The sequence below is a fragment of the Mesorhizobium sp. P2_E10 genome, from assembly GCF_056404235.1.
Genome location: NZ_JBFUEK010000020.1, coordinates 54,814 through 67,492, shown reverse-complemented (window position 1 = coordinate 67,492; position 12,679 = coordinate 54,814). Strand labels below are relative to the sequence as shown.

Genomic DNA, 12,679 nt, shown 5'->3' with positions numbered 1-12,679 from the left:
CCTGAAGCGTTCGCAGGTCGAGCGCGACGCGCAACTGCGCCAGGCGACGCTGACAAAGCAGGTTCTTGCTGCCGCCGGCCTGCCGGTGCTGGAGTCGCCGACGCATATCGTGCCGCTGCTGGTCGGCGATCCCGAGCTCTGCAAGATGGCCAGCGACCGCCTGCTCGGCGTGCACGGCATCTACATCCAGCCGATCAACTACCCGACCGTGCCACGCGGCACCGAGCGGCTGCGCATCACGCCGACGCCGTTCCACACCGATGCACTGATCGCGTCGCTGCAGGATGCGCTGGTCGAGACCTGGGACGCGCTCGGCATCCCCTACGGCTCGGCAGGCCGCCCGTCGGTCGCCAAGAGCGACCGCATCATTCCGCTGCTGGTGCAGAAATCTGGCGGCTGAAAGCCGCGGCCTGCCAAAACGGTCTTCGTCCCTTTGCCAGCCGGTGTGCGGCTCCTCGATCTGATCGATGGGGCGGTGACAGCACTATCGGGCTACGCACTTTTGAATGTTTTGATCCTGCTCAATGCTCAAAGCTCTTCAATGCCCGAGAATGGAGCCCAAATGTTCGAGGAGCATCGCCATGGGTCACAGTTCTCACACGTCCTTTGCCGACTTCACGCACGCCGCCCAACAGGCACAGCAATGGGTCAACGAGCTTGCCAAGGATCTTTGCTGGAGCGAGCCGAGCGCGTGCCGCCTTCTGAGATCTGTTCTGCACACGGTGCGGGACTGGCTGTCGCAAGCGGAAGTGGCGGACCTTTCGGCCCAACTCCCTGTTTTAATTCGTGGCATCTACTTCGAAGGCTGGACTCCATCTGCGCCTGCGGATGAGCGCACGAAGCGCGACTTTGTTCTCTGCGTCAGAGACAGTTTCGGCTACGATGAGGAGGTCGATTTCGACGTCGCGATCAGCGCCGTGTTCAAGCTTCTCGACCGTCACATTTCGCATGGCGAGGTCGTGCAGGTCAGAAACTCGATGAAGAAGTCGCTCAGAAAATTGTGGCCGGTGGATTGACCCATGTTCCGAGACCGGGAGGACGCTGGTGTGAAGCTTGGCCTGGAGCTGAGCAACCTTAAGCTGTATCAGCCTGTTGTCCTGGCATTGCCACGTGGCGGCGTGCCTGTCGCAGTGGAGGTGGCCAGAGCTCTCAATGCTCCTCTTGACCTGCTAATCGTCCGCAAGGTCGGCGCCCCAGGCAATCCCGAGTTGGCTGTCGCCGCAATCGTCGATGGCGACCCCGGGGAGGTCGTGTTGAACCGGGAGATCGTCGAGGCCTATGCGCTCGATGAAGGCGAGCTACGTGTCCTGATTGCCAAAGAACGTCCAGAACTCGAACGCCGGCGTGCCGCATATCGAGGTAAGACCAAACGGATCTCTATCGCGGGAAAGACCGCGATCATCGTCGATGACGGTGCCGCGACCGGTACGACCATGAAAATCGCGATCCGCGCCGTCAAGCGCCGGTCTCCGAGGGAAATCATCGTGGCAGTTCCTGTTTCACCGCAAGAGACGGTCGCTGAACTGGCACGGGAAGCGAATCGTGTGGTTTGCCTTAGTCAGCCAGGACAGTTCCGTGCGCTGAGCTACCACTATATGCGGTTTCCTCAGCTCTCGGACAGCGACGTCGTCGCTGCGATGGGCGAGGCTGGTCGGGCGCAAACGGGCAGGCAACACCGAAGTGGACAACACGCAGCCGGGTCCGGTGCGAAAGCCACAACGAAATCGGTGCCACGGAATACTCAAGAATAGGAGATCACGTCATGCTGGTCCGCGCGCTTTCTACCTTGGAATGCACGAAAATCCTGATGGCCAATCGCATCGGTCGCCTGGCATGCGCAAAGGACGGACAACCCTACGTCGTGCCATTCTACTACGCCCATTCGGATGCTCATCTTTATGCGTTTTCCATGCCCGGCAAGAAGATCGACTGGATGCGAGCCAACCCTCTTGTATCGGTCCAGGTCGATGAGCGCGGCCAGGGCCGGGGTTGGAGAAGCGTGATTGTCGACGGCCGCTATGAAGAATTGCCTGACCGGGTCGGCCACAAGCTACAACGCGATCACGCGTGGTCAGTGCTGAGCAAGCACCCCGACTGGTGGGAGCCTGGCGCCCTTAAGCCGGTTGTTCCTCCCACGGCCGATGGTGAACCCCACGTCTTCTTCCGGATCCTCATCGAGCAGGTGTCGGGCCGGGAAGCGAGCGAATAAGTCGGACAGCCCATTCGCTGCCAAGAACAAAACGGGCCGGCGCAAACTCGCCGGCCCCTTTTTGTGACGTCCCTTTTCTGCTTTCATCTGCTTTCAATCGCTACCGCGCCATCAGGACGGGCAGCGATGGATCCTCGAGAATCGACCTGGTGACGCCGCCGAAGATGCGCTCGCGCAGCCGCGAATGCCCGTAGGCGCCCATGACCATCAGCTCGGCGGTGAGGTCCACGGCGTGCCGGCGAAGCACGTCGGCGACAGACTGGTTCGAGCTCGGCAATCGGTCGACGGTAACCTTCACGCCATGCCGGGTGAGATAGGTAGCGGCATCTGCGCCCGGTTCGGCCCCATGGTGATATTCGTCTTCGATCGGGTCGACGATGACGAGGCGCACGTCGTCGGCCCCTTTCAGCATCTCAAGCGACTCGCAGACGGCGCGCGATGCCTCGAGGCGCGAATCCCAAGCAACAAGCACGCACTTTGGCTTCAGTGTCGCTCGCGTCCCCTCTGGAACAATCAACAGCGGCTTGCCGGAGGAAAATAGGGCGCCCTCGATCACCTTGCCTTTCAGCGTCTCGCTGGTCAGCAATTCCGGTCCGACGACGGTAACATCGGCATATCGGGCGCGGCGCCCGATAATTTCGTCGGCACGGCCGACTTCCGGATACTCGCTGGAGACATCGGCCGAAAGCGCGGTGCTGGCGAGAAAGGCAGACACAGAAGCGGTTCGCTTCTCCAATTGCTTCATGTCGGCCTGACGTTCCTCGAGCCAGGCTTCCGAGACAATTGCAGCATATTCTCCGACCGGCGGCGGCGCGGCAATGACGACGGCAAGTACGGCAAGATGGGCGCCGACTTCCTCGCAGAGCCCGGCGGCCAGTTTGAGATCGCCGTCACCCATCTTCGCTCCGGTAACCGCAAGAAGTGTTTTGAAAGCCATGGCGGCTGCTCCTGGTTCTTGAGTTTCGGTTCAATCGTGAATGCAACCGTAACGAGACGGGCCGCTGCGCTCATTGCGCTGAATCAAAAGACCATGCGTGGCACCCAATTGATCCGGATCAACGGCTGTGCGCACCGAGGGTAGTATGGTGACGCCAGTCAATCGGCGGGTACGAAGATGAAGATTTTGATCGGGGCAGTTTTCGCGAGCTTGGCTCTCAATGCGTCAACGGCGCAGGAAATGAGCTACGGTCAGGCGGAGTACCTGAACTCCTGCGCGGTCTGCCATGGTGTCGATGGCAAAGGCGACGGTCCCTTGGGCGACGAGTTGATGAAACGCCCGGCCGACCTGACGCGTCTCTCGAAAAAGAATGGTGGCGAATTTCCGTATTGGCGCGTCTTTGCAATGATCGACGGCCGCGCCATGGTTCCGGAGCATGGCGAGCGCGATATGCCGGTCTGGGGTCGCCAGTTCCTCCCCGACGATGTCAAGAAATACGGCCCAAACGGCGGAGAAATCGTGACAACGGAACGGATCCACAACCTGGCAGGTTATGTCCAGACATTGCAGCGATAGCATCCAAGGGGATCGTCCTTGGCTCTTACCGCTCAGGCAAGCAGGAGGCCGACGATGATCGCTGAAGACCAGCAGGCCGTAACTGCATTGCTGCGCAATCCGGCCACATACGGCGAGACCGGGTCCGTCGAGGTGATTGAGACCCATATTTCGCGCATCTTCCTGGTTGGCCAGCGCGCCTACAAGATGAAACGCGCCGTCAAGCTGCCCTATGTCGATTTCTCGACGCCGCGACTGCGACTCGCGGCCTGCGAAAAGGAAGTCGAGCTCAACTCGAAGACCGCACCCGGCCTCTATTTGGGTGTGCGTCGCATCACGCGCGAGGCCGACGGCAAACTGGCTTTCGATGGCACCGGCCAAATGGTCGATGCGGCGATCGAGATGGTCCGCTTCGACCAGTCGAAGCTCCTCGATCGTATGGCAACTGCCGGAGAATTGACGCCGGCGCTGATGACCGCCGTTGCGCGCATGATCGTCAGCTACCACCGTGCCGCGCCGACGATCCACAATGGCAGCGGCTCGTCAAATCTGGCTGGCGTGCTCGACATCAACGAGGCTGGCTTTGCCACCAGCCACGTCTTCGCAAAAGCAGAGGTCACGAGCTTTGCCAAGGCCTTCCGCACAACCCTCGCCCGGCATTCAGGATTGCTCGACCGCCGGGAAGCCGCGGGCAAGGTCCGCCGGTGCCATGGCGATCTGCATCTGCGCAACATTTGCCTTTTCGACGGCGAGCCCCGCCTCTTCGATTGCATCGAATTCAACGACCAGATCGCCAGCATCGACGTTTTGTACGACCTTGCCTTCCTGTTGATGGACCTTTGGCATCGCGGTTTTCCGCAGCTCGCCAATCTTGTGATGAACCGCTATCTCGACGAAGCCGACGACGAGGATGGGTTCGTCCTGCTGCCCATTTTCATGGCGGTGCGGGCGGCCGTGCGCGCCCATGTCACCGCAACGCAGGTCGAGGAAGGCAGCGCCGACTCCGACAAACTGAGTGCCGAGGCCAGATCCTATTTCGACCTTGCCCGGAGATTGCTCCAGGAAACACCGCCGCGGCTCGTTGCCATCGGCGGCCTGAGTGGCTCCGGCAAGACGACCGTTGCGGAGGCGCTCGCCCCCCACATTGGTGCGCCACCCGGCGCCCGCATTGTCGAAAGCGACCGTATCCGCAAGGCCATGCACGGTGTGCCGGCCGAAACACGGCTGCCGGACAAGGCTTATCGTCCGGGGGTTTCGAAGCGGGTTTATCGCGAAATGGCATGGCGGGCCGGCCTGATCCTTGCGGAGGGCGGATCGATTGTCGCTGACGCCGTGTTTGACAGGCCGTCCGATCGTGACCGTATCGAGAAGGCGGCACAAGACAGGGGCGTGGCTGTCGCCGGGTTCTGGCTGGACGCGGATCCGCTTGTTCTCTGGCAACGGGTCAGCGAGCGCAAGGGGGGACCTTCCGACGCCACCATAGATATCCTTACGCGACAATTGCAGCGAAACGCCACCCAATCAAGCTGGCGCAAGATCAATGCTGACCGGAAGCTTGTCGACATCGTCGCAGAGCTGAGGAGGTTTTCCGAGACTGATGCATCCGAAGCCCTGCGCACGGCCTCCTGAAGGGCACGGCTGGTGATCGACCTTAACGCAGTTGGAGCCGGGCCTCGACAAGGCCAGGGTCGTCGGGAAGATGGGCGATCGAGAAGCCGAATTCGCGGCACATGGCCAGCATCCTCGTGTTCTCGCTGAGCACGATGCCTTCTATCCGTCCGATCCCGTCGGCCTTTGCATAATCGACGATCTGGCCGAGCAATTCCCAACCCAGGCCGTGACCCTGCAAATCCGTGCGCACCAGTAAGGCGTATTCGGCAACGGAGCGGTCCGGATCGCAGGAAAGCCGGCTGATGCCCGCCAAAGCGCCAGTGCTTGTCTCCAGAGCGACGAAGGCCATGTTGCGGTCGTAGTCGAGCTGGGTGAGCCGCTTCAGCATCTGGTCGGAGAAGCTTTTTCGCGGCGACAGAAAACGCAGCCGCAGATCGTCAGGCGAAATCCTGGCAAGGAATTGCGGATAGAGCGCGATGTCGGCCGGCTTGATCGGCCGGATGTGATAGTGCGTGCCGCCTCCGGCAAATGCCTTCTCCCAACCCGATGGATAAGGCCTGATGGCAAGTGCGGGGTTCGGCCCCGCCTTTTCCACGCGTTCCGGCTCGATCTCGATGCGGGCGTCGAGCGCAATCACGCCCTCGGCGTCGGCCAGCAGCGGATTGATATCCACCGCAACGAGGCACGGAAAGTCGACGGTCATCTGCGACAGGCCATTGAGGGCAGCAACGATCGATTGCCGATCGGCCGGCTTGCGATCGCGAAAACCGGCAAGCAGGCGGCCGATCCGCGTTTGCGCGATCAGGTCACCGGCAAGAACGTCGTCGAGCGGTGGCAAGGCGATCGCTGTGTCATCCATCACCTCGACCGCGACGCCGCCGGCTCCAAACAGGATGGCCGGCCCGAAGATCGGATCCTGGCTCATGCCGAGGATGAGTTCCTGCGTCTGTTTTCTCGCCACCATCGGCTGAACGGCATAGCCTTCAATATCGGCCTGCGGTGCGTGCTTGCGCACGCGCGCCTCGATTGCGCGTGCTGCAGCTCCGGCGGCTGCGGCATCGGCAATGTTGAGCACCACCCCGCCAATATCCGATTTATGCGAGATCGCCTTGGACAGCAACTTGACGACAATCCGTTCGGACGTTTTGAGGAGCCGCACGGCTGCCACTTCCACTTCGGCAGGAGATCTGGCGACGACCGTTTCGGGCACCGGGATGCCGTAGGCGGAAATTGCTGCCTTGGCTTCGGGCTCGGTCAGCATTCGCCGCCCCTCCCTCGCGACCTGCCTGAATATGGCGAGAACGGCTTCCCGATCGCTCGTTATGTCCTCGCTGCGGCTTGACGGTGTGCGCATCAATGCCCGCTGGGCACGCGACCATTCGCTGAGGTAGGAGACGGCCGTTGCCGCGTCAGCCGGCGTTTCGAAACTGGCAATGCCGGCATCCTGAAGGATTTGCCGCCCGGCGCGCGCCGTGTGCTCCCCGAGCCAGCAGGTCAGGACCGGCTTGCCAGCGATCATCCCTTCCCTTGCGAGTTCCCCAACCGCGCTTGCCGCGGCAAGCGGCGAACCCAGCCCCGTTGGACAATTCATCACCAGGACGACGTCCGTTCCGGGGTCGGCAGCAACAGCTTCGACAGCGGCCTTGTACCGCTCAGGCGGGGCGTCACCGATGATGTCGACTGGATTGGCGTGCGACCATGTCGGCGGCAATACGACGTTCAGGCGTTCGATAGTGGCCGCTGAAAGCGCGGCCAATTCCCCTTTGCAGTCGATCAGCTGATCGATGGCCAATACCCCTGCTCCGCCGCCATTGGTGACAATGCCGACGCGGGCCCGTTTGAGTGGAGTGAAGCGGGCGATCGTTTCAGCGGCATCAAACAGCTCGGCCAGGCCTTTGACGCGCAGGATGCCTGCGCGCAGCAATGCCGCATCGACGACACGATCAGCCCCCGAAAGCGCGCCGGTGTGGGTCGCGGCCGCTTTGGCCGATTGCTCGTGCCGACCCGACTTGATCGCGATCACCGGCTTGACCCGTGCCGCCGCACGGGCGGCCGAGATGAACTTGCGCGGATTGGGTATTGTTTCGAGATACATCACGATGGCGCGCGTGTGCATGTCGCCCGCCAGCATGTCGAGACAATCTCCCACGTCGACATCCGCCATGTCACCCAAGGAGACGATCTGCGAGAAGCCGACATTGTTGTCAGCCGCCCAATCGATCAGCGATGTGGCAATGGCGCCGGATTGCGACAGCAGCGCGATGTTGCCAGGCTTGGCGGCCATATGCGCAAATCCGGCATTGAGCCTCAGAGGCGGGATCATCAGCCCGAGCGTGTTCGGCCCGATGATGCGGAAAAGCGTCGGCTTGGCAGCGTCGAGCATCGACTGACGCAGGCCGTTCCCGCGCGTCAACCCGGCGGTGATGACGACGGCCGCCCGCGTGCCCTTTTCAGCGAGGTCGCGCACGACGCCGGGAACAGTCTCTGGCGGCGTAACGATAACACCAAGATCTGGAACGCCTGGAAGATCGGCCGCCTTTGCGTAGCAACGTCGACCAGCCACTTGTGAATATTTCGGGTTGACCGGCCAGATCTCGCCCTCGAACCCGCCATTGACGATATTGTCGAAAACGACACGACCGACGGAACCGTCACGCACCGATGCCCCGAACACGGCAACCGACTTCGGAGCGAACGCATATTCGAGATTTCGGATCGTCACCCGTCATGTCTCCTGTTCGTGGGCGATCATCGCCAGCCGATCTTGCCCGTTCGTTGCGTTGGATCAAAGCGTTCTCCGGTCATCGCGATTAGCTCTTGCGCTAGGTCACTCGCAAAGTGGCGACGAGCTGTTGCGATCAACGATTGGAGAGCTAGATGAGTTACTATTTCAGCAAGATCGTCGCCATGCCGTTCACAGCGGCAATCGACCACGTGACCGACAAGCTCGCAAGCAAGGGGTTTGGCGTTCTGACCTCGATCGATGTCCAGCAGACCATCAAGGCCAAGCTTGGCGCGGATTTCAGGCCCTATGTTATCCTGGGTGCGTGCAATCCGCATTTCGCATGGCGGGCGCTTCAGGCCGAAGACAAGATCGGAACCATGCTGCCCTGCAACGTCATCGTCACTGAGGTCGAACCAGGAAAGGTAGAGGTCGCAGCGGTGGATCCGGTCGCTTCAATGGGCGCTATCGGCAATCGCGAGCTTGCGCAGGTCGCGAACGACGTGCGGCGCCTGCTCGAGGAGATGGTGCACGAACTCTAGCGCCAGGGCCATCAAGGGTGTGGGACATCTTATGAACGAGTCGGCTCTGCGGCGCGCTTTGCTGGTCATTGCCATCTTGGGTCTCGCCGTTGGAATCGGAGCCTGGCGAACGGGGCTCGGCCCTCTTGAAGCCGACACGATCTGGGCGGTGGCGACCTTGCCCGTGGTGGCGGCTCTCGCCATTTCCATTCTGCGTGATTTCTGGATAGGCCGCTTCGGTGTCGATGCGATTGCCTTGGTATCGATGACCGCCGCGCTGCTGCTCGGTCAACCCCTGGCGGCAGTAGTGGTGGCGATCATGTATGCCGGGGGCACGGTGCTTGAGGATTTCGCCCGCGGGCGCGCGGAGCGCAACCTCAAGGCATTGACCGACCGGTCACCGCGTGTCGCTCATCGGACGTCAACGCTGGGTACAGAGACCATCTCCGTGGAAGACGTTGCCGTTGGCGACGAGCTTTTGGTCCGGGCCGGCGAACTGCTTCCCGTCGACGGCATCCTGCTCGATGCTTCGGCCTCGCTCGACGAGTCGGCGGTGACCGGTGAGCCGCTGCCGGAACGGCGGACAGCGGGCGCTATGCTGCGCAGCGGTACCATCAATGCGGGCGAGGCCTTCAGCATGCGGGCTTCTGCCTTGGCAGAGCAGAGCACCTATGCCGCGATCGTACGCATGGTGGCTGCAGCGCAGACGGCGAAATCCCCGTTCATCCGCATGGCCGACCGCTTCGCCCTGTTCCTGCTGCCAGCCACTTTGCTGGTTTCCGGTTCCGCCTGGTACATCTCCGGTGACCCAATCCGGGCGCTGGCCGTACTGGTGGTCGCGACACCTTGCCCACTCATCCTTGCGGCACCGGTTGCCTTCATCGGCGGCGTGTCCCGCGCCGCGCGAGCAGGCATTCTGATGAAAGGCAGCGCGGCTCTGGAAGCCCTTGCGCAAGTCCGAACCGCAATCTTCGACAAGACGGGGACCCTGACCATAGGCGGCGCCGAGCTCATCGAAATCGAAGCCGCACATGGCCGTGAAGCGAACCAATTGCTGCAGGTGTTGGCGTCCCTGGAACAGGCTTCGCACCATGTGCTCGCCGACTCGATCATCCGGGCGGCGCGCGGCAGACAGCTGATGCTTTCGCATCCGCGTGACGTCCACGAGCATCGCGGTGCGGGCCTGAAGGGCCGGGTCGACAACATGTCGATCGTCGCGGGATCGCGGGCTCTCGTGCTCGCCGACAGGCCGCTGCCCAGATGGGCAAAAAGCGGCGAAGAAAAATACCGTGACGAGCCGGTGCTGAGGGTTTTTGTAGCGCTCGGCGGGCGGCTTGCCGGAGTTTTCACGTTCGGCGACACCCTGCGTGTTGATGCGCACGATGCACTAGGCAAGCTGCGCTCGGCCGGCATTGCGCGCATGATTATGCTTACAGGGGACGACAGCGTCGCAGCCAAGCGCGTCTCCGCCCGGCTCGACCTCGACGCCATTGTCGCCGATGCAACTCCTGCCGAAAAAGTCGCGACGGTCGAATCCGAGAAGGCCTTGGCGCCGACGATGATGGTCGGCGACGGCATCAACGATGCCCCTGCCCTGGCGGCTGCAACGGTCGGTGTCGCCATGGGCGCACGTGGTGCCACCGCCTCCTCCGAGGCAGCGGACGTCATCGTGCTGACCGACAGGCTGCAGCCCGTCGCCGATGCAGTTCGGATTGCACGGCGAACGCGATCGATCGCCTTGCAAAGCATCATCGCCGGGCTGGCGCTGTCGGGGCTGGCAATGATCGCAGCAGCCATGGGGCAGATCACCCCGGTTGCCGGAGCGCTGCTTCAGGAAGGGATTGACGTGGCGGTTATCCTGAACGCGTTGCGCACCCTTGGCGATGGACATCTGTGGCGCGCATAGTGGTTGAGAGCAAAATCGGTAAATGGCCATGGCACAGCAGAATTTGGTGGTTTGTAGCAAATGTGGTGGGGTCAACCGCCTGCCACCGGGCCGCAATGCCATGGAAGCGAAATGCGGAAAGTGCGGGAACCGCCTGTTTTCGGGGCATCCCGAAGATGTCGATGCCGCCATCTTCGATAATCAGATCGCGCGCAGCAGCCTGCCGGTTGTCGTCGACATCTGGGCACCTTGGTGCGGCCCCTGCAAGATGATGGCGCCGGCATATGAAGCAGCCGCAAGTGACCTGGAGCCGCATGTCCGCCTGATCAAACTCAATTCCGAGAATGAGCAGGCTGTTGCGGCCAGGCTCGGCATTCGCAGCATTCCGACCATGATCCTCTTTCATGGCGGGCGCGAAGTCGCGCGCACATCGGGCGCAATGACGGCAGGGCAGATCGTCAGGTGGGTTCGCGACCGCCTGCCGACGGTCGCCGCCTGAAAGTCGCCGCGCCAATGGATCCGCTCATTGCCCGGCTTGGACTGGCCCTTGCAATAGGTCTTCTCGTCGGCTTGGAGCGTGGCTGGCAGGAGCGGGATGCACCCGATCGCAGTCGCACGGCCGGCATCCGGACATTCGGTATTTCCGGCTTGCTCGGCGGCGTGTTCGCCGCACTCGCCAACGCACTCGGCGCGGTATCCGTGCTGGTCGGCGGGTTCATCGCCTTTGCGGCAATCTTCGCCTGGTACAAGGCCCGCGAGGCAGTCCATGATGAGGATTTCAGTGTCACGAGCGTGATCGCGGGCCTGGGCGTTTTTGCCCTTGGCGCGCTTTCCGTCGCCGGCGATTATCGGGCTGCTGCAGCCGGTGGGGCGGCATTGGCAGCAATCCTGGCCAGCCGCGAGGTCCTGCACGGTCTTTTGAAGCGACTGACCTGGGTCGAACTTCGTTCGGCGCTGATCCTGGCGGTGATGACGGCGATCGTCTTGCCCCTGCTGCCAAACCGGACGATGGACCCGTGGGGCGGTTTCAACCCTTGGGAAGTCTGGTTCCTGACGGTGCTGATGGCCTCGATTTCGTTCGCCGGCTATGTGGCGGTTCGCATTCTGGGAAATACGCGTGGTCTGCTGGTCAGTTCGCTCGCCGGTGCGATCGTCTCTTCCACCGCCGTGACCTTGGCGCTTGCCCGCAACGCCGCCTCGGCGAACAATCCGCTACCGCTCGCCGGGGCGGCATCGTTGGCTGCAATGGTTTCGGTGCTCCGCGTCTGCGCCGTGGTTCTGCTCATCGAGCCAAGCGTGTTCGTTTCGATCGCCATACCGGCGATTGCCGCGGCGCTCGCCTTCGCTGTCTGCGGAACATTGCTGCTGACCCGCGACAGCGGGGACAGTGAAGGCAGCACCATCGCACGCAATCCATTCGAACTGGGTCCGTTGCTGCTCTTCGCCTTGCTCTTTGCAGTCGTCGCGACCGCAAGTGCCGGTCTGGCCGCTCAATTCGGTGGACGCGGCCTGCTGGCGAGTTCGGCCCTGGCCGGCGCATTCGATGTCGATGTCTCGGTGCTTGGCGCGCTGCGCCTGGTCAAGCATTCCGTGTCCGTCGAGACCGTGGGCCAGGCCGTGCTCGCGGCGCTGGCAGCAAACGCGATCGGTCGCCTGTCACTCGCAGTATTTGCCGGTCCGGTCAGGTTCTGGTTGCCACTGGCCGTCACAACCGTGATCGCCGCGACCATGGGCATCTGCGCCCTGCTGTTGCTCGGGCCTGGATAGAAGTGCTGTTCTCGAGCCTCTTTGATGCGGATCAAGGGCCAGGTCCGGCCACCGCTCTATGAAACTCCGTGAAAGGAGTTCGCCATGACCAGTTTGAACGACCTCACTCCGAAATTCCGCAATATCCGGCTGCTGCTCGCGCGTGAAAAGGGCCACCCGGAAGGCGACCGCGAAGAAGGCTATGACATGCTCGCTCCACTAACCGGCGAAGGCCGGATCGATGCCGACGAATGGAAGTCGCACAGGGCCTCTTGCCGTGTTCGTCGCTTTCGCACCGGCGACGAGGATCTGATTGGCCGGCTGAGACGCAAGCCCGGCGGACAGTGGTATTTCGACTATGCCGACGGCGATCGCGACGACGAGATCGGCTTCCATCTCGGCGACGAACGGTTTGTGACCGGTGAGTACGTATCGATAGAACGCAACGGCGCCATGCACACCTACCAGGTGGCAAGGGTCGAGCGCCCCTGAC

The 12,679-nt window shown here is 62.2% G+C and carries 13 protein-coding genes; 11 read left to right on the top strand and 2 right to left on the bottom strand.

Going from position 1 to position 12,679, the window contains the following annotated elements; genetic code table 11:
- The 4 genes from AC1D0N_RS28835 to AC1D0N_RS28820 form a co-directional block, all read left to right on the top strand.
- The coding region (locus AC1D0N_RS28835) for an aminotransferase class I/II-fold pyridoxal phosphate-dependent enzyme (RefSeq protein ID WP_477249697.1) at positions 1–400 on the top strand (400 nt) is incomplete at its 5' end.
- 181 nt (positions 401–581) lie between these two features.
- Positions 582–1,016, top strand: a complete 435-nt coding sequence (locus tag AC1D0N_RS28830) for a DUF2267 domain-containing protein (protein ID WP_477249695.1) — start codon at positions 582–584, stop codon at positions 1,014–1,016.
- A gap of 30 nt (positions 1,017–1,046) precedes the next feature.
- Positions 1,047–1,751, top strand: coding sequence for a phosphoribosyltransferase (locus AC1D0N_RS28825; protein ID WP_477249693.1), 705 nt, complete (start codon positions 1,047–1,049; stop codon positions 1,749–1,751).
- A gap of 11 nt (positions 1,752–1,762) precedes the next feature.
- Complete coding sequence (locus AC1D0N_RS28820) at positions 1,763–2,209, top strand: pyridoxamine 5'-phosphate oxidase family protein (protein WP_477249692.1); 447 nt, start codon at positions 1,763–1,765, stop codon at positions 2,207–2,209.
- Between the two features lie 100 nt (positions 2,210–2,309).
- Here AC1D0N_RS28820 and AC1D0N_RS28815 read toward each other — a convergent pair whose 3' ends face one another.
- Complete coding sequence (locus tag AC1D0N_RS28815) at positions 2,310–3,146, bottom strand: universal stress protein (RefSeq protein WP_477249690.1); 837 nt, start codon at positions 3,144–3,146, stop codon at positions 2,310–2,312.
- Between the two features lie 177 nt (positions 3,147–3,323).
- Here AC1D0N_RS28815 and AC1D0N_RS28810 point away from each other — a divergent pair, with 177 nt between their 5' ends.
- Together AC1D0N_RS28810 and AC1D0N_RS28805 are read left to right on the top strand one after the other, a co-directional pair.
- The gene (locus tag AC1D0N_RS28810) at positions 3,324–3,722 is read left to right on the top strand and encodes a c-type cytochrome (protein WP_477249688.1); all 399 of its coding nucleotides are present in this window, start codon (positions 3,324–3,326) and stop codon (positions 3,720–3,722) included.
- A gap of 54 nt (positions 3,723–3,776) precedes the next feature.
- Positions 3,777–5,330, top strand: coding sequence for a bifunctional aminoglycoside phosphotransferase/ATP-binding protein (locus tag AC1D0N_RS28805; RefSeq protein ID WP_477249686.1), 1,554 nt, complete (start codon positions 3,777–3,779; stop codon positions 5,328–5,330).
- 22 nt (positions 5,331–5,352) lie between these two features.
- Here AC1D0N_RS28805 and AC1D0N_RS28800 read toward each other — a convergent pair whose 3' ends face one another.
- Complete coding sequence (locus AC1D0N_RS28800) at positions 5,353–8,034, bottom strand: bifunctional acetate--CoA ligase family protein/GNAT family N-acetyltransferase (protein ID WP_477249684.1); 2,682 nt, start codon at positions 8,032–8,034, stop codon at positions 5,353–5,355.
- Between the two features lie 155 nt (positions 8,035–8,189).
- On the opposite strand from AC1D0N_RS28800, the gene AC1D0N_RS28795 reads away from it, so the two are divergent.
- The 5 genes from AC1D0N_RS28795 to AC1D0N_RS28775 all read left to right on the top strand — a co-directional run bounded on the left by AC1D0N_RS28795 (position 8,190) and on the right by AC1D0N_RS28775 (position 12,678).
- Positions 8,190–8,576: a DUF302 domain-containing protein gene (locus AC1D0N_RS28795; protein ID WP_477249683.1), complete on the top strand. Its 387-nt coding sequence runs from the start codon at positions 8,190–8,192 to the stop codon at positions 8,574–8,576.
- Between the two features lie 31 nt (positions 8,577–8,607).
- Positions 8,608–10,461 carry a heavy metal translocating P-type ATPase gene (locus tag AC1D0N_RS28790; RefSeq protein ID WP_477249682.1) on the top strand — a complete coding sequence of 618 codons (1,854 nt, stop codon included), beginning with the start codon at positions 8,608–8,610 and terminating at the stop codon, positions 10,459–10,461.
- A gap of 28 nt (positions 10,462–10,489) precedes the next feature.
- Positions 10,490–10,939 carry a thioredoxin TrxC gene (gene trxC / locus AC1D0N_RS28785; protein WP_477249681.1) on the top strand — a complete coding sequence of 150 codons (450 nt, stop codon included), beginning with the start codon at positions 10,490–10,492 and terminating at the stop codon, positions 10,937–10,939.
- A 14-nt stretch (positions 10,940–10,953) separates the two neighbouring features.
- Positions 10,954–12,207: an MgtC/SapB family protein gene (locus AC1D0N_RS28780; RefSeq protein WP_477249679.1), complete on the top strand. Its 1,254-nt coding sequence runs from the start codon at positions 10,954–10,956 to the stop codon at positions 12,205–12,207.
- A gap of 84 nt (positions 12,208–12,291) precedes the next feature.
- Positions 12,292–12,678, top strand: a complete 387-nt coding sequence (locus tag AC1D0N_RS28775; protein WP_477249677.1) for a hypothetical protein — start codon at positions 12,292–12,294, stop codon at positions 12,676–12,678.
- Position 12,679 lies beyond the last annotated feature (1 nt).